The organism is Sphingomonas montana (assembly GCF_001956315.1).
Lineage (GTDB): Bacteria > Pseudomonadota > Alphaproteobacteria > Sphingomonadales > Sphingomonadaceae > Sphingomonas_R > Sphingomonas_R montana.
Window position 1 is genome coordinate 68,607 of the sequence record NZ_KV887140.1, and the last position, 16,356, is coordinate 84,962.

General features: G+C 68.1%; 13 protein-coding genes. 3 read left to right on the forward strand and 10 right to left on the reverse strand.

Annotation, left to right across the window (positions count from 1 at the left end):
* Positions 1 to 244: 244 nt before the first annotated feature.
* A complete protein-coding gene (gene asd / locus BKY59_RS01800) occupies positions 245 to 1,156 on the reverse strand; it encodes an archaetidylserine decarboxylase (protein WP_076068435.1) in 912 nt (303 codons plus the stop codon).
* Positions 1,157 to 1,191: 35 nt separating this feature from the next.
* Here asd and BKY59_RS01805 point away from each other — a divergent pair, with 35 nt between their 5' ends.
* On the forward strand, positions 1,192 to 2,853 hold the full coding sequence (locus BKY59_RS01805) for an aminotransferase class III-fold pyridoxal phosphate-dependent enzyme (protein ID WP_083671822.1): 1,662 nt from the start codon (positions 1,192 to 1,194) through the stop codon (positions 2,851 to 2,853).
* Positions 2,854 to 2,922: 69 nt separating this feature from the next.
* On the opposite strand, the gene BKY59_RS01810 is transcribed toward BKY59_RS01805, so the two are convergent.
* Positions 2,923 to 3,534: a hypothetical protein gene (locus BKY59_RS01810; RefSeq protein ID WP_076068383.1), complete on the reverse strand. Its 612-nt coding sequence runs from the start codon at positions 3,532 to 3,534 to the stop codon at positions 2,923 to 2,925.
* Between the two features lie 22 nt (positions 3,535 to 3,556).
* Positions 3,557 to 4,216, reverse strand: a complete 660-nt coding sequence (locus BKY59_RS01815; RefSeq protein WP_076068384.1) for a class I SAM-dependent methyltransferase — start codon at positions 4,214 to 4,216, stop codon at positions 3,557 to 3,559.
* Between the two features lie 258 nt (positions 4,217 to 4,474).
* Here BKY59_RS01815 and BKY59_RS01820 point away from each other — a divergent pair, with 258 nt between their 5' ends.
* The gene (locus BKY59_RS01820; RefSeq protein WP_076068437.1) at positions 4,475 to 5,380 is read left to right on the forward strand and encodes a UDP-2,3-diacylglucosamine diphosphatase; all 906 of its coding nucleotides are present in this window, start codon (positions 4,475 to 4,477) and stop codon (positions 5,378 to 5,380) included.
* Positions 5,377 to 6,468 carry a glycosyltransferase family 4 protein gene (locus BKY59_RS01825; RefSeq protein WP_076068385.1) on the forward strand — a complete coding sequence of 364 codons (1,092 nt, stop codon included), beginning with the start codon at positions 5,377 to 5,379 and terminating at the stop codon, positions 6,466 to 6,468. The genes BKY59_RS01820 and BKY59_RS01825 overlap by 4 nt, the downstream gene beginning before the upstream one ends.
* Positions 6,469 to 6,734: 266 nt before the next feature.
* Here BKY59_RS01825 and BKY59_RS01830 read toward each other — a convergent pair whose 3' ends face one another.
* From BKY59_RS01830 to ribB, 7 genes are all read right to left on the reverse strand, one after another.
* Entirely contained in the window at positions 6,735 to 9,422 is a 2,688-nt protein-coding gene (locus BKY59_RS01830; RefSeq protein ID WP_076068386.1) for a sensor histidine kinase, read from the reverse strand.
* On the reverse strand, positions 9,419 to 10,012 hold the full coding sequence (gene kdpC / locus BKY59_RS01835) for a potassium-transporting ATPase subunit KdpC (RefSeq protein WP_076068387.1): 594 nt from the start codon (positions 10,010 to 10,012) through the stop codon (positions 9,419 to 9,421). The genes BKY59_RS01830 and kdpC overlap by 4 nt, the downstream gene beginning before the upstream one ends.
* An 11-nt stretch (positions 10,013 to 10,023) precedes the next feature.
* Positions 10,024 to 12,060 (reverse strand): potassium-transporting ATPase subunit KdpB, encoded by a 2,037-nt coding sequence (gene kdpB / locus BKY59_RS01840; protein WP_076068388.1) that lies wholly within the window; start codon positions 12,058 to 12,060, stop codon positions 10,024 to 10,026.
* Between the two features lie 14 nt (positions 12,061 to 12,074).
* Entirely contained in the window at positions 12,075 to 13,778 is a 1,704-nt protein-coding gene (kdpA, locus tag BKY59_RS01845; RefSeq protein WP_076068389.1) for a potassium-transporting ATPase subunit KdpA, read from the reverse strand.
* Between the two features lie 16 nt (positions 13,779 to 13,794).
* Entirely contained in the window at positions 13,795 to 13,884 is a 90-nt protein-coding gene (kdpF, locus tag BKY59_RS01850) for a K(+)-transporting ATPase subunit F (RefSeq protein ID WP_076068438.1), read from the reverse strand.
* A gap of 116 nt (positions 13,885 to 14,000) precedes the next feature.
* Positions 14,001 to 14,843 (reverse strand): TorF family putative porin, encoded by an 843-nt coding sequence (locus BKY59_RS01855; protein WP_076068439.1) that lies wholly within the window; start codon positions 14,841 to 14,843, stop codon positions 14,001 to 14,003.
* A 379-nt stretch (positions 14,844 to 15,222) separates the two neighbouring features.
* Positions 15,223 to 16,347, reverse strand: coding sequence for a 3,4-dihydroxy-2-butanone-4-phosphate synthase (gene ribB, locus BKY59_RS01860; protein ID WP_076068390.1), 1,125 nt, complete (start codon positions 16,345 to 16,347; stop codon positions 15,223 to 15,225).
* Positions 16,348 to 16,356: the final 9 nt, after the last annotated feature.

Consider the following 16,356-nt stretch of genomic DNA (forward strand, 5'->3'; position numbering starts at 1 on the left):
CAGGCTTTCGGGACTCGGACGGAAGGCCCGGACATGCGCGCCCCATGCCACAGAATGCGGGGTGGAACCGCCGATTACGAGGCGAACGGCTCATAGCTGAAACACCCACACCGCCACCGTCATCCCAGCGGACGCTGGGATCCATTATCACGACGGTCGCGGGTTACCCCCAAGCGTAATGATAATGGATCCTGACGTCGGTCAGAATGACGGTTGAGAGGTTGTGACGGGCATCACGACCCTCTCAACCGCCGAACCCGAAATCCCCCTGCCGCCCCGCAACCCCCTCATCCCGGACCGGTAACCGCATCAGCGCCGTGCCCGCACGAATCTGCGTTCCCTCCGTCGCGCACAGCGCGAAGCCCTTCGGCGCGAACAGCAGGATGGTCGATCCATGCTCGAACCAACCCATCTCCGCCCCCTTGACGACGGACACGGCGCACGGGATCCGCCGCGGCCCGCCCTCGCGCAGCAACTTTTCCGTATCCAGGCAGTGCAGCCGGATCCCGGCCACCAGGATCGCGGCGACCGGCACCAGCAGCAGCGGCCACCCCCCCTGCCGCAACCGCAGCCGCAGCACCGCCCGCTCGTTGCGGCAGAACAGCCGCTCGACCCGCTTCAGCGCGATCGGGTTCACGTTCCAGGTGTCGCCCGACAGATAGCGGATCTCCTCCACCACCGCGTCGTGCGGCGCGTGAAACCGGTGGTACATCCCGGCGGTCAGCCGCAGCGTCACGTAGCTGCCGTCGCGGTACGGTGCGGCGAGCACCGCGTCGCCCAGCAACTCGGTCAGCGTGTAGGGCGAACCCTTGACCTGCAGCAGCATGTCCCCCTCGATGCGTCCGCAGGCCCCGACGATCGCGTCGCACGGGCTGGCGACGATGGCGGGGTCGGGGTCGGCCACCCGCGCGCCGGGCCTTAGCGCGCGGGTGAAACCGGCATGCAGGCTGCGATACCGGCTTTCGGCCGCGTCGGTCAGGTCGACGTCGGAAAAGAACCGCCACGCCGCAATGCTCGCGCGCGCGACCAGCGGCTGTTCGATCCGGCTGATCCGCCCCATCAGGGTCGTCGCGAACCGCCGCGGCAGGCGGTTGGTCAGCAGGAAATTCAGATTCTCCTGCATCAGGAAACGGGTGATCGCGGCGCGGACTGTCATCAACATTTCCCGGTTCGGTCATAACGGTCGCGGTCATGGACATGACCCTTCTCAGCTTCGTCGGTGCCGGCGCCGTCGTCGGCACCGCCCTGTACAAGGGTGGGCCGCGCCTGACCCTGTCGCGCGCCAAGCACCGCTCGCTCGCCGGCCATGCCCGCATGGGGCGGCGCGTCGCGGGCCAGATACCATTCTACGACTATGGCGAGGATCGCTTCTTCCGCGCGGACGATGCGCCCGACGCGGTCGTCGCGGCGCGCACCGCCGGGGTCGCACGGTTGTCCGACCTGTTCCGCGCCCGCTGCCCGCGCACGCTGGCCGAAACCGCGACGCTGCGCGAAGGGTTGTCCGACCTGCGCTTCACCAGCCGCTACCGCGTCCCGTTCCAGTTCGCGCGGATCGTGCGCGAACGCCTGCCGGTCGGCGCGTTCCTGGCGTCGTCCGCGGGCACCCAGGTCACCGATCTGGACGGGAACAGCTATTTCGATCTGACCGGCTCCTACGGCGTCAACCTGTTCGGCTACGGCTTCTACCGCGACTGCATCGCCGACGGCACCGCGCGGGTGGAGGGGCTCGGCCCCGTGCTGGGCGCCTATCATCCGGTGATGCAGGGCAATGTCGCCCGGCTGCGCGCCATTTCCGGCATGGACGAGGTGTCGTTCCATATGTCGGGGACGGAGGCCGTGATGCAGGCCGTTCGGCTCGCGCGCTATCACACCGGCCGCAGTCACCTGGTCCGCTTCTGCGGGGCTTATCATGGTTGGTGGGGCGATGTGCAGCCCGGGATCGGCAACCCGACGCCCGCAGACGGCACCTACACGCTGGCCGAAATGTCGGAACGCACGCTGAAGGTGCTGGCCACGCGCCGCAACATCGCCTGCGTGCTGGTCAACCCGTTGCAGGCACTGCACCCGAACGGTGCCGCCCCGTCGGACGGCACGCTGATCGACAACAGCCGCCGCGCCGCCTTCGATCGCGACGCCTATACCGCGTGGCTGCGCCGCCTGCGCGCCGTCTGCACCGCGCGTGGCATCGTGCTGATCTTCGACGAGGTGTTCATGGGGTTCCGCCTCGCCCCCGGCGGGGCCGCGGCCTATTTCGGCGTCCGGCCAGACATGGTCACCTATGGCAAGACGCTGGGCGGCGGCCTGCCGGTCGGCGTGCTGTGCGGCCGGGCGGACCTGATGCAGCGGTACCGCGACGACCGGCCGGTCGACATCTGCTTCGCGCGCGGCACGTTCAACGCCCACCCTTATGTCATGGGCGCGATGGCTGCGTTCCTCGACCGGATCGAAACGCCGGCGGTCCAGGCGCTGTACGACGATATCGACGCGCGGTGGGATGCGCGCGCGGCCAACCTCAACGCGCGGCTCGCGGCGGCCGGGCTGCCGGTACGCGTCGCCAACATGTCCACCGTGTGGACGGTGCTGTACGACCTGCCCTCGCGCTACAACTGGATGCTGCAATATTATCTCCGCGCCGAAGGGCTGGCGCTCAGCTGGGTCGGGACCGGCCGGCTGATCTTCAGCCTGGACTATGACGACGCGGCGTTCGCGGCCGTCGCCGACCGGTTCGTCGCGGCCGCCCGCGCGTGCCAAGCGGACGGCTGGTGGTGGGTCGCCCCCGGCATCAGCCCAAGGCAGGTCCGCCGCCGCGTCTTGCGCGAAACACTGGCCGCGCGGTTCGGGCGAAAGGGATAGAACCGAATTTCCTCCGACAGGACCAGATTTCCGGGTTCGTTTGGTGAATGAGGGGCGGAAGGCAACGCCTCAATGCCGCGCCGCCTCCACGAGCCGCGCATCGATCGTCTCGCCGCGCAGCAGCCGCAGCGGTGCCTTGCGGTACAGCCAGAAATCGCTGAACGGGTCGGTCAGGATCTTCGTCACCCAGGTGACACCGGTCGGCACGTCATATTGGACGAACAGCTGCACCATGCGGAACAGCAGCCCCGCCACCGCCAGACCCAGCCACACCAGCCCCAGATGGCGCGCGAATTGGACGAAGCCGTCATGCGCCGTGAACAGCCCGAACAGCGTCGGATCGATCAGCAGCGGGATCGGCGTCGCCGCCCAGATGCCAACCAGCACCCATTTGCGGAACAGGTTATACCCCAGCTTGATCTTCTCCTTGTGATCGTGGCTGGCGTCGTTGACGTGGTCGTACCCCTTGGGTTCGAAGAAGAAATGCCCCGACTGGCGCGTCGTCATCGCCACCAGCCAGCCGAGCAGGCTGGCCAGCGCGGGATCCACGAACAGCACGACATAGGCGCACAGGAACGTCGTCGCGCTGACGAAATGCAGCGCCTGGTTGACCAGGCTGTGATGATAATATCGGTGATCGTCCCACCGCTGTTCGCGCAGCGAAGCCAGGAATGCGGTCATGTGCGGCGTCCTCCAGGGGGGGTCAGGCGGCGACGGCGACGGGCACGTCGATCCGCCGGAAACAGATCAGTGCGAAATGGCCGAGCGGCGGCAGCGGCCGGCGTTCGACCAGTTCGACCCCGGCATTGCCGGCCCAGCGGGCGTAGCGTTCCCAGGCGAATTCGGTCCGCCAGCCGAGCCGGCTGGTGACCGGCATCAAAGCTTTCTCGATCCCGCCACGCAGGCCGCCTTCCGCGCCGATCCGCGTGGCGATCACGATCAGCCCGCCCGGCCGCACGACGCGCACGAATTCGTCGAGCGCGCGTTCCGGATTGGGCACCGCGGTGACGACATATTGCGCGACGACCACGTCGAACGCGGCGTCCGGGAAATCCAGCGCCTCGGCATCCATCACTTGGATGCCCTCGACATTGGCGAGGCCCAGTTCGGCCACGCGAGTCCGCGCGCGCTCCAGCATCTCCTCCGATATGTCGACGCCGAACAGCGTGCTGCTCGCGGCATAGTCGGGCAGCGATATGCCGGTGCCGACGCCCACTTCCAATATCCGCCCGCCGACCTGTTCGGCCGCCACGATCGCGGCGCGTCGCCCGCGCCGGAACACCGGGCCGAACACCATGTCGTACACGGGTGCCCACCGGTCATAGGCCGCCGTGACGACCCGCTTGTCGAGTGCCTTGTCCATATCGCCCACGCACCTTGTCGTCGCTCATGGCCAGAAGGTCGGCCGCCGATCACGGTGGCGCGGAACCATGACGGCGCGGTTGCGAATGGATGAAGCGAACGCTTCAGGACGATGACAGCGCCGTCATGCTGCCGAAACCCGCACGACGCGAAGATCGCCTAATCAGGGATCGACCGCGGCGGCGACCGGGCCGGCGGGCAGCGACGGGGACACGCCATGGCGACCATGTTCGACGACAGGACGGCGAAGCTGGCACCGATGCGGGATCGACCCGCCAACACGGGTGGCAATCGTGGGCGGCCGCGCATCCCGTTGCCCGACTGGTTGTCCGGCGACGATCCGGCCGGCGCGCCGCCCGCCCAGCCGAAGCTGCGCTTCCGCACCGTCTTCGTGTCCGACTTCCATCTCGGCACCGCCGGCTGCAACGCGGTCCTGCTGCTCGACTTTCTGCATGCGATCGAGTGCGACACGCTCTATCTGGTCGGCGACATCGTCGACGGATGGCAGATCAAGAAGGGCTGGTACTGGCCACAGGCGCATAACGACGTCGTGCGCTGCATCCTGAAGATGGCCACCCTCGGCACGCGCGTCGTCTATCTGCCGGGCAATCATGACGAGGCGTTCCGCGACTATGTCGGTCTGGAATTCGGCGGCGTGGAACTGCTGCCGGAGGATATCCACGTGACCGCGGACGGGCGGCGGCTGCTGGTCGTCCACGGCGATGCGTTCGACGCGGTCGTGCTCTATGCGCGCTGGCTCGCCTTCCTCGGCGACTCGGCCTACACCTTTTTGCTGAAGGCGAACGCGGTTTATAATGCCGTGCGACGCCGCCTGGACCTGCCCTACTGGTCGCTGTCCACCTATGCCAAGCGCAAGGTGAAGAACGCGGTCCAGTTCATCAGCCGGTTCGAGGAAACCGTCGCCCACGCCGCGGCCGAACGCGGTGTCGACGGCGTCGTCTGCGGCCATATCCACACCGCCGAAATCCGCCAGTTCGGCGACCTGACCTACTATAATGACGGCGACTGGGTCGAAAGCTGTACCGCGCTGGTCGAACATGAGGACGGCCGCATGGAGGTGCTGGACTGGCACGAACATGCGCGCAGCGCGCTGTCCGCCCGCCGCGCCGAGGCCCGGCGACCCGCACTGACCACCTCCGCATGAGGATCGCGCTGGCCAGCGACGCCTGGGCACCGCAGGTGAACGGCGTCGTCCGCACGCTTGGCACCACCGCGACCGAACTGGGCGCCCGCGGCCACGACGTCGTGCCGCTGACGCCCGACCTGTTCCGGACTGTTCCCTGCCCCAGCTATCCGGAAATCCGGCTTGCGCTGGGGTGCGGGCGCGGCGTCGCGGCGCGGCTGGCGGCGGCCGATCCGGATGCGGTCCACATCGCCACCGAAGGGCCGATCGGCTGGGCGGCGCGGCGCTGGTGCCTGGACAACGGCATGCCGTTCACCACGTCGTTCCACACCCGTTTTCCGGACTATGTCGCGCTGCGCACGCGGTTGCCGGCGGACTGGTTCTGGCCGCTGCTCCGCCGATTCCACGGGCCGGCGGCGCGCGTGTTTGCCGCCACCGCCCGGCTCGAACAGGAATTGCAGGGCCGCGGCCTTGCCCGCACGCACCGCTGGTCGCGCGGCGTGGATCTCGCATTGTTCGTGCCGGACGGGCCGACCCCGGCGACGCTGGCCGACCTGCCCCGCCCGATCATGCTGCATGTCGGCCGGGTCGCGGTGGAGAAGAACATCGGCGCGTTCCTGGCTGTCGAACGGCCCGGTACCAAGGTCGTGGTCGGCGACGGCCCCGCGCTCGTGGCCCTGCGCGCCGCGCATCCCGACGTTCTGTTCCTGGGCGCGCTGCACGGTGCCGATCTGGCCGCGGCCTATCGCGCAGCCGACGTGCTCGTGTTCCCCAGCCGCACCGACACGTTCGGGCTGGTGATGGTCGAAGCGCTCGCCAGCGGCGTTCCGGTCGCCGCCTTTCCGGTCCCGGGTCCGCTCGACGTCATCGGCGAAGGCGGAACCGGGCTGACCGGCGGCACGCGCCCGATCGGCGCACTCGACCCGCTGCTCGACCTAGCCATCGATCGCGCACTTCAAGCCGACCCCGAAGCATGCGCGGACTATGGTCGCGGCTTCAGCTGGGCCGCCAGCACGGACCAGTTCTTGGCGGGGCTTTGCCCACGCGAACGGGCGTCGCGCAGCGCCCCGGCACGCGTTGGTGCAGTACCGGCACCTGTTGCCGCCTGAACGATCGAGAGTCGGCGCTGCTACTTGTCATGCGTCATCCTGACGGACGTCAGGATCCATTATCGTTACGCATCCGGCCAGGCAGCCGCCCGATCGCGTCGCGATCGTGTCGCTGAGCGGCACTTGGTTTGAGGGCAGATCAATAACTGCCGGAGTGATTATAGATCCTGATGTCCATCAGGATGGCACCGGCTTGATCGCCGCCCCAAACGGCTTCGATTAGCGACGACTAACCCCACGCGTTACCGTCGGCCGCCCAGCGGACATCATTCCGAGACCAGGCCGTCCTCCTCCCCATCCCGCACCAGCAGGCGCGTCGGGAAACACAGGCTGAACCGCGCGCCGTCGCGTTCGTCGCGGTTGGCGGCCTCCACGAACATGCCCATCGCCTCTGAAAACGCCTTCACGATGGCAAGGCCGAGTCCCGTCCCGCCGATCGCACGGTCGGACCCCTCCAGCCGGCGGAACGTCTCGAACACCTCCTGCTCGCGCCCCGGCGGCAGGCCCGGTCCGGTGTCGATCACCGACAGCCGCAGCACGCCGTGGCGATGCTCGCCGCGCACGATGATCGGCGTACCGGGATCGGCATAGCGCCCCGCATTGTCGAGCAGGTTGATCAGGCAGTGATGCAGCAGTTGCGGATCGACCCGTACCAGCGGCAGGTCGGGCGGCACCTCCAGCCGGATTGCATGCCCCTCCAGCGCGCGACGCGTATCATGCACCGCCGCCGCTACCGCATCGGTCAGGTCGACCGGCTCGATCCGCAACCGCAGGGCACCCGCCTCCACCCGCGCCATGTCGAGCAGATTGCCGACGAACCGGTTGAGGCGCGCCGACTCCGTCTGGATCGTGTCGATCAATTCGGGCGTGACCCCGCGCGACAGGTCCGCCGCCGCCGCCATGACGGACGTCAGCGGCGTGCGCAGGTCGTGGCTGACCGATGACAGCAGCGCGGCGCGCAACCGGTCGCGTTCGCGCACCGCATCGACGTCGCGCATCTCCACCTCCAGCCGCAGCCGTTCCAGCGCGAGCGACGCCTGGTCGACCAGGCTCATCAGCAGCGGGAAACGGTCCGACCGGATCGGGTCGCCGCCCTCCTCGCGCGCCAGGCCCAGCACCGCCAGCGTCCGGTCGCCCGACCGCAGCGGCTGGAAGAACCATTCGGACGCCGCGAGCGTGCCCGACCCGCGCCCGGCCGGCACGCCATTGTCGAACGACCACATGGCGGCCGCCATCTCCATCGTCTCCAGCCGATATTCCGGCCCGTTGGCGGCCTGCACCACCAGCCCCGCCGGTTCGGCAACCAGTATGACGGTACGCAGGTCGAACAGCCGGCCGACCTCCTCGCAGACCGCGCGGGCCAGCGCCACCGGCTCGTTGATCGAGGTCAGCTGGCGCAGGAACCCGGTCAGCGCCGCGTTGGTCCTGGCACTCGCCGCCGCCAGATCGGCCTGCGCCCGCACGCGCGATGTCAGCTGGCTGGTCGCAAACGCGATGCCCAGCAGGACGAGGATCGACACGATATTTTCCGGATTGCTAATCGACAGCGTGCCGGTCGGCGGCAGGAACCAGAAATTATAGGCAAGGCTCGCCAGCACCCCCGCGAACAGCCCGGTGCGCAACCCGAACAGGCTGGCCGCCGCCATCACGGGCAGCAGGTAGAGCAGCGCCACGTTGCCGAGGTCGAGGATGTGGAACAGGCCGCTCGCCACCGCGGTCACCGCGGCCACCATGCCGACCGTCCAGCCATAGCCCGCCCGGCTGCCCCACTGGCCGACCGCCTTCTTGCGTGCCGCGGCCGGCGTGGCGTCCGCGACGGTTGGCATGACATGCACCGCGACGCCCGGCATCTCGCGCACCAGCCGATCGACCACCGACCCGTGGCGCAGTTCGAACAATCGCGACCGGCTTGACTTGCCGACCACCAGCTGGGTGGCGCGCGCCTCGCCGGCAAACGCCTTCAGCCCGTCCAGCACCGATGCGGCGGGCACGGTCGCGACCGCCCCGCCCAGCTGGGTCGCCAGATTCATGACCGCGGCCAGCCGGCGATGGTCCGCATCGCCGAACGTGGCCGCGCGCGGCGTTTCGACATAGACCGCGGTCCAGGGCGCATGCAGCGCATCGCCGATCCGCTTGGCCGCGCGGACCAGCCCGTCGGCGCCCGCCATCTCGCCCACCGCCACGACGATCCGTTCGCCGCCGGCCCAGGTGCCGCCGACGCCCAGCGCGCGGACATGGTCCAGCATCTGCGCATCGACCGCCTGGGCCGCGCGGCGCAACGCCAGCTCGCGCAGTGCGGACAGGTTCGACTTCGAGAAGAAATGCGACAGCGCGCGGGTCGCTTCGTGCGGAAGATAGACCTTGCCCGCCTTCAACCGCTCGATCAGCTCGTCGGGCGGGATGTCCACCACCTCGATCTCGGCGGCCTCCAGCACGCTGTCGGGCACCGTCTCGCGCACGCGGACGCGGGTAAAGGATGCGACGACGTCGTTCAGGCTTTCGACGTGCTGGATGTTGATCGTGGAATAGACGTCGATGCCGGCCGCCAGCAGCTCCTCGACATCCTGATAGCGTTTGGGGTGGCGGCTGCCCGCCGCGTTGGTGTGCGCCAGTTCGTCGACCAGGACGAGCGCAGGGGCACGGGCCAGGACGGCGTCGATGTCCATTTCGTCCAGTGCACGATTGTCGTGCCCGCCACTGCTGTGCGGCGTGGCGCGGCGCGGGATGATCTCGTGATCGCGGGTCAACGCCGCGGTTTCGGCGCGGCCGTGGGTTTCGACCACGCCCACCACCACGTCGACCCCCGCCCGCCGGCGTTCGGCCCCTTCGGACAGCATTTCGAACGTCTTGCCGACGCCGGGTGCGGCGCCGAGAAAGATCTTCAGCCGGCCGCGCCCCTCCTGCGCCGCCTGTCGCAGCAGCGCGTCGGGCGAGGGGCGGCCGTCGTCCTTCAACGGGTCGCGCCGGTCACGCCGGTCGCGTCGAGCGCGCGGTTCAGCGCCAGCACGTTCACATGCGCGTCACCCAATATGCCCATTACCGGGGACTCGACATGCGCCGTCACCAGCGCACGGAGCCGTTCTGCCGGCATGCCGCGCACCTTGGCCACGCGTTCCACCTGCGCCAGTGCGGCGGCAGGCGACAGATCGGGGTCGAGACCGGACCCTGACGCGGTCACGAGGTCCGCGGGCAGCGGCGCGGTGTTGCCCGCAGCACGCTGTTTCGCGACGTCGGGCGTGATGCGGTCGACCAGCGCCTGCGACGTCGGGCCGAGGTTCGATCCGGACGAGGCAAGCCCGTCATAGCCCTTGCCCGCCGCGGACGGCCGCGTCTGGAAATAGCGGTCGGCGACGAACGCCTGGCCGACGACGGTCGAACCGATCGCGCGGCCGCCCTCCATGACCAGGCTGCCATTGGCCTGGACGGGGAAGAATGTCTGTCCGATCCCGGTCATGGCCAGCGGATAACCGATCCCGAGCAGCAGCGCGAACAGGATCGTCATGACGAAAGCGGGCCGCAGCGCGCTGGTGAAGTCGTTGCCCATCAGATGTTCCTTCAGGCGAGACCGAGGCCGCGAACGGCCAGGTCGATGATCTTGATACCGACGAACGGCGCGATGAGCCCGCCCAGCCCGTAGACGGCGAGGTTGCGCGCCAGCAGCGGGCCGGCGGCCATCGGCTTGTACGCCACGCCTTTCAGCGCGAGCGGCACGAGCAGCGGGATGATGACCGCGTTGAAGATGATTGCCGACAGGATGGCGCTTTCGGGCGACCCCAGCCGCATCACGTTCAGCACGCCCAGCCCGGGGTACAGCACGACGAACATGGCCGGGATGATCGCAAAATATTTCGCGACGTCGTTGGCGACCGAAAAGGTCGTCAGCGCCCCGCGCGTCATGAGCAGCTGCTTGCCCAGCCCCACGATCTCGATCAGCTTGGTCGGATCGCTGTCCAGGTCGACCATGTTGCCGGCCTCGCGCGCGGCCTGCGTGCCGGTGTTCATCGCCACGCCCACGTCGGCCTGCGCCAGCGCCGGTGCGTCGTTGGTGCCGTCGCCACACATCGCGACCAGCCGCCCGCCTTCCTGTTCCTTGCGGATCAGCGCCAGCTTGTCCTCCGGCGTCGCCTGCGCCAGGAAATCGTCCACCCCGGCCTCGGCCGCGATCGCCGCGGCGGTCAGCGGGTTGTCCCCCGTGATCATCACGGTGCGGATGCCCATGGTGCGCAGTTCGCCGAACCGTTCGCGGATGCCGGCCTTCACCACGTCCTTCAGAAAGATCGCGCCCAGCAGGCGGCCGTCGCGGGCCACCGCCAGCGGGGTGCCGCCCGCCCGCGCGATCTCGTCGGTGATGCGGCGCAGTTCGGTCGCGGTTGCGGTCTGACCCGCCCCCGCATTGGCCTTGAGGATCGAGTCGACCGCCCCCTTCTGGATCAGCGATCCGCCGGTCCGCACGCCGGAGATCCGGGTCTGCGCGGTGAACGGTATGACCTCCGCGTCGTCTGGCAGTGCCGTGGTGGAGACGCCGAAGCGGTCGCGCGCCAGGATCACGATCGATCGGCCCTCGGGCGTCTCGTCGGCCAGGCTGGCGAGCAGTGCCGCCTCCGCCAGTTCGGCGGCGCTGGTGCCGGACACCGCCCGGAACTGGCTGGCCTGCCGGTCGCCGATCGTGATCGTGCCGGTCTTGTCGAGCAGCAGGACGTCGATGTCGCCTGCCGCCTCGACCGCGCGGCCGGACTTGGCGAGCACGTTGAACCGCACCAGCCGGTCCATCCCCGCAATGCCGATGGCGGACAGCAGCGCCGCGATCGTCGTGGGAATGAGCGTGATGAGCAGCGCCGCCAGGATCGCGACCGGCACGCTGCCGCCCGCATAGCTGGCAAAGCCCGGAATGGTGCCGACCGCGATCAGGAAGATGATCGTCAGGCCGACCAGCAGCAGCGTCAGCGCGATCTCGTTCGGCGTCTTCTGGCGCTCGGCCCCCTCGACCAGCGCGATCATGCGGTCGAGGAACCCCTCGCCCGGGTTGACCGTCACCTTCACGCGGATCTCGTCGGAGATGACGCGCGTGCCCGCGGTGACCGCCGACCGGTCGCCGCCCGCCTCGCGGATCACCGGCGCGCTTTCGCCGGTGATGGCCGCTTCGTTGACCGATGCGACGCCCGACACGACGTCGCCGTCGGACGGAATCAGGTCGCCCGTCTCGACCAGCACGATGTCGCCGACACGCAGCGCGCTGGCGGCAACCTCGTCATAGGCGCGGCCATCACCTTTGAGCCGTTTGGCCTGGAGTTCGGACTTGGTCGCGCGCAGCGACGCGGCCTGCGCCTTGCCGCGCCCTTCGGCCAGCGCCTCGGCAAAGGTGCCGAACAGCACCGTCAGCCAGAGCCAGACGACGAGTTGCAGCTTGAAACCGGTGGTGAGCCCGTCCTGCCCGATCACGAGCAGGACGGTCATCAGCGCGGCGACGACGGCGGTGACGAACATCACCGGGTTACGGATCAGCTGGCGCGGGTCCAGCTTGCGGAAGGCGTCACCGATCGCCGGACCGATCAGGTCCGCCGTGAACAGCGATTTGGTTTGCGTGCGTGCCATCAGGGCTTGTCCCGTCAGATTGTTTTGCCGCTGATCATCGCAAGATGATCGGCGATGGGACCGAGCGCCAGGCTCGGCAGGAAGGTGAGGCCACCGACGATCAGGATGATCCCGATCAGCAGGCCCACCCACAGCGCGCCCGTCGTCGGGAAGGACCCGGCGCTTTCCGGCGTGTGGGTCTTGGACGCCAGCGAGCCCGCGATGGCGAGCATCGGGACGATCACGAAGAACCGCCCCAGCCACATCGCGACACCCAGCAGCCCGTCATAATAAGGCGTGTTGGCCGTCAGGCCGGCAAAGGCCGAGCCGTTGTTCCCGACGCCGCTGGTGAACGCGTACAGGATCTCGGTGAAGCCGTGCGGCCCCTTGTTCAGCGGCCCGGCGAGCCCCGATGGAAGGACCGCGCTGAGCGCCGTGAAGCCCAGGATGACGAGCGGCAGGATGGCGATCGCCAGCACCGCCAGCTTCACCTCACGCCCCTCGATCTTTTTGCCGACATATTCCGGCGTGCGGCCGACCATCAGTCCGGCGACGAACACCGCCAGGATCGCGAACAGCAGGAAGCCGTAGATGCCCGCGCCGACGCCGCCGATCACGACCTCGCCCAGCTGGATGTTCAGCAGCGGGATCATGCCGCCAAGCGCCGTGAAGCTGTCGTGCATGCCGTTCACCGCACCGCAGGATGCGGCCGTGGTGACGACCGCGAACAGCGCGGACGCGGCCATGCCGAACCTGACCTCCTTGCCCTCCATGTTGCCGCCCGCGACGCCCAGCTGGTGGACGATTGGGTTGCCGGCCGCTTCCTGCCAGTAAGTGACGGTAACACCCGCCAGGAACAGGATGACCATGGCGGACAGGATCGCCCAGCCCTGCCGCGTGTTGCCGACCGCCTTGCCGAACGTCCAGGTCAGACCGAACCCGATGACGAAGATCGACAGCATCTGGATGAGGTTGGTAAGCGCGGTCGGATTCTCGAACGGGTGCGCGCTGTTCGCGTTGAAGAAGCCGCCACCGTTCGTGCCGAGCATCTTGATCGCTTCCTGGCTGGCTACGGGGCCGATCGCCAGCACCTGGCTGACGCCTTCCAGTGTCGTGATGTCGACGGTCCCGGCCATCGTCTGCGGCACGCCGCTGGCAGTGTAGAAGACCGTGAGCACAACGCAGAACGGCAGCAGCAGATAGAGCGTGACGCGCGTCGCATCCGCCCAGAAATTGCCGATCGTGGCGCTCGACCGCCGCGCGAAACCGCGGAACAGCGCAAACGCCAGCGCGATGCCCGTCGCGGCGGACAGGAAGTTGTGAATCGTCAGGCCGAACATCTGGGCAAGGTTCGACATCGTCGATTCCCCGCCATAGCTCTGCCAGTTAGTGTTGGTCGTGAAGCTGACGGCCGTGTTGAACGCCAGATGCTCCGACAGGCCGGGCAACCCCTGGGGGTTCCCGGGCAGCACGCCCTGCAGGCGCAGCACCGCATAGGTCAGCAGCATCAGCAGCGCGTTGAACGTCAACATGTGGAGCGTATAGCGCCGCCAGCCCTGCTCCTTGGCCGGATCGATGCCGGACAGCCGGTAGAAGCCGCGCTCCACCGGCCCGAGGACGAGGTGCAGCGGCGTACGGCGCCCTTCGTAGAGTGCGAAGAGGTAGCTGCCGACGGGCTTGGTCAACGCCAGCAGGATGCCGACGAAGCCGAGGATCAGGATCCATCCCTGGATGGTCATCAGGATGCGCTCCTTTCTAGAAGCGTTCGGGGCGGATCAGGACCGCCACGAGGTAAAGGAGGAGGCCGAGCGCGGTGATCGCGGCGAGCCAGAGATCGAGGTTCATGCGCGCGTCCTTGACATCATGCCGCGTCGCACAGCCGGACATAGGCCAGCGTCGCCGCCACCAGTCCGACCATGATCGCTATCCAGAGCAGGTCCTGCATCGTCGGTCCTTTGCGTTCAGAAAGCGGTGGTCAGCGACAGCACGATCGTGCCGTCGGCGATGCTGCCGGTGCCGTCCTGCCCCTTGCTGAAGCTGGGCTGGAGATAGGCGGCGTCGCGGCGCGAAATGTCCGTGTCGACATAGCTGACGTTCAGGGTCAGGTTCCGATAGGTCGCGTCCGCGCCCACCGCCCAGTCCCAATAGTCGCCGGTCGGCGTCACGCTGGTCGCGTTCGGGCCGAGCCCGTCATTGCCCCAGCTATGGCCGATATGCGCCTTGGCGGTGATCGGCGTACCGGTCAGCGCGACCGCGCCGTCGCCCGCCAGATACAGATTGTCCTCCTTGTCGCCCGCGTCGGTATAGACGCCGGCGGCGGCATCCGTGCCGGTCGCGTACCAGCGGCCGAGCGCCTGCTGCTTGGGGGCATAGGCAACGCTGGCGGTCAGCGTGGCGGCGCCGGCTGTGCCGGTCAGCTTGGCATAGGGTTCGGCGAAATCGGTCTTCGACGCGCCGCCGGGGTACATGTACCACACCAGCCCGACGTCGATCGTCGCGCTGTCGCCCAGCTTGTGCTTGTACCCGCCGATCAGGTCGAGTTCCATGTTGGACCCGCCGAACGTGCCCCAGCCGGACAGGTTAGACCCCCATGCGCCCACGTAGAGGCCGCTGGCGTGCGACACGGTCAGCCCGGCCTGCACGGCCATATCCTTGTCGGACTGCGACACGCCTCGGAATCGGTAGTCGGACACGATCGCGGCCGCGCCGTTGATCGTGATCGGCGACGGCGCGGCATCCTGCGCCGCGGCCGGCACGGCCACCCCGGCCAGCACTGCAAAAGCTGCAAATCGAAACGCGTTCATCTCTGTCCCCATCGTCCGATCCGCCCGGGTCATGGTCGACCGGCGAATCGTGAGGACAGTCAATTAGGCCCGCACCGCATAGGGTTTCGAGCCGGGCCGGAACCCGTCGCCATATGTTTCGCATAGTGTTTGCGACAACTTCGCGATCTCGCTCGCAAGGCGCAGGCGCAGCGGATGGACGGCATGGTGCAGGGTTTCCGGCGATGGCAGGAACCACTCCCAACCCCGTCATCCTGACGGACATCAGGATCCACTGTCATTACGCAGGCGGGTGTCTGAACCGTAGTGATAACGGATCCCGACTTTCGTCAGGATGGCGCCGGAAAGGCGGCATTCCAAGTTCGACGGATCAGGGCACAGACCGGCACCCCGCCCGCCGTCAGTCGATGCGGCGCTCGCCCTCGATCGACAGGCCGTAGCCGTCCAGCCCGACCAGCGTATGGTGCGTGTTGGTCAGCAGGATCATGCCCTTGACGCCCAGTTCGGTCAGGATCGACGCACCGACGCCATAGTCGCGCAGCGCCTCCATCTCCGCGACGGTCGCCTCGCCCGAACGGACGCGTAGTGCGGTGGTGAACGCGTCCTGGTCTGTGCTGTTGATGATGACGATCACGCCGGCGCCCTCCTCGCCGATGATCTCCATCGATCGCTGGAGCAGCCCGCCACGCCCGCTCAGATCGTTGAAGATATCGGCGAACGGCGACAGCGCGTGCATCCGCACCAGCGTCGGCTTGTCCGGGTCGATCACCCCCTTGGCCAGTACCAGCTGCTCGCTGTTGGTGGCGCGGTTCCAGAACGTCATCGCCTTCCAGTCGCCACCCCAATGACTGGCGAATTCCGCCTCCGCACGCTTTTCGACCAGATGGTCGTAGCGCCGACGATAGGCGATCAGGTCACGGATCGTCCCGACCTTCAGGTTGTGGTGCTGCGCGAAGGCGACCAGATCGTCCAGCCGTGCCATCGTGCCGTCGTCCTTCATGATCTCGCAGATCACGCCCGACGGGTTCAGGCCGGCCAGCCGCGCAATGTCCACCGCCGCCTCTGTATGGCCGGTGCGGACCAGCACGCCGCCATCCTTGGCGATCAGCGGAAAGACATGGCCCGGCGACACCAGCGCGTCCGCGCCATGGGCGGAGTCGATCGCGACGGCGATCGTGCGCGCGCGGTCGGCCGCGGAAATGCCGGTCGACACGCCCTCCCGCGCCTCGATCGATACGGTGAAGGCGGTGCCGTGGCGGGTTCCGTTCGCACGCGTCATGGGTTCCAGCCCAAGTTGCGTCGTCCGCTCGCTTGTCATCGCCAGGCAGATTAGGCCACGGCCGAACCGCGCCATGAAATTGATCGCGTCCGGCGTCGCCATCTGTGCCGGTATGATCAGGTCGCCCTCGTTCTCGCGATCCTCGTCATCGACCAGGATGATCATCCGCCCGTTGCGCGCCTCGTCGATCAGCTCCTCCGGCGACGAGAGGAAACCATGCCTGATATGCGCCAACGCGGTATTCATCCGTAGTAT

What these genes read in the sequence shown, in the direction of transcription:
- kdpC (WP_076068387.1), bottom strand. Translation starts at nt 10,012, where the DNA reads ATGGGCAACGACTTCACCAGCGCGCTGCGGCCCGCTTTCGTCATGACG.
- BKY59_RS01805 (WP_083671822.1), top strand. Translation starts at nt 1,192, where the DNA reads ATGGACATGACCCTTCTCAGCTTCGTCGGTGCCGGCGCCGTCGTCGGC.
- BKY59_RS01810 (WP_076068383.1), bottom strand. Translation starts at nt 3,534, where the DNA reads ATGACCGCATTCCTGGCTTCGCTGCGCGAACAGCGGTGGGACGATCAC.
- BKY59_RS01825 (WP_076068385.1), top strand. Translation starts at nt 5,377, where the DNA reads ATGAGGATCGCGCTGGCCAGCGACGCCTGGGCACCGCAGGTGAACGGC.
- BKY59_RS01820 (WP_076068437.1), top strand. Translation starts at nt 4,475, where the DNA reads ATGCGGGATCGACCCGCCAACACGGGTGGCAATCGTGGGCGGCCGCGC.
- kdpF (WP_076068438.1), bottom strand. Translation starts at nt 13,884, where the DNA reads ATGAACCTCGATCTCTGGCTCGCCGCGATCACCGCGCTCGGCCTCCTC.
- kdpB (WP_076068388.1), bottom strand. Translation starts at nt 12,060, where the DNA reads ATGGCACGCACGCAAACCAAATCGCTGTTCACGGCGGACCTGATCGGT.
- asd (WP_076068435.1), bottom strand. Translation starts at nt 1,156, where the DNA reads ATGACAGTCCGCGCCGCGATCACCCGTTTCCTGATGCAGGAGAATCTG.
- ribB (WP_076068390.1), bottom strand. Translation starts at nt 16,347, where the DNA reads ATGAATACCGCGTTGGCGCATATCAGGCATGGTTTCCTCTCGTCGCCG.
- kdpA (WP_076068389.1), bottom strand. Translation starts at nt 13,778, where the DNA reads ATGACCATCCAGGGATGGATCCTGATCCTCGGCTTCGTCGGCATCCTG.
- BKY59_RS01855 (WP_076068439.1), bottom strand. Translation starts at nt 14,843, where the DNA reads ATGAACGCGTTTCGATTTGCAGCTTTTGCAGTGCTGGCCGGGGTGGCC.
- BKY59_RS01815 (WP_076068384.1), bottom strand. Translation starts at nt 4,216, where the DNA reads ATGGACAAGGCACTCGACAAGCGGGTCGTCACGGCGGCCTATGACCGG.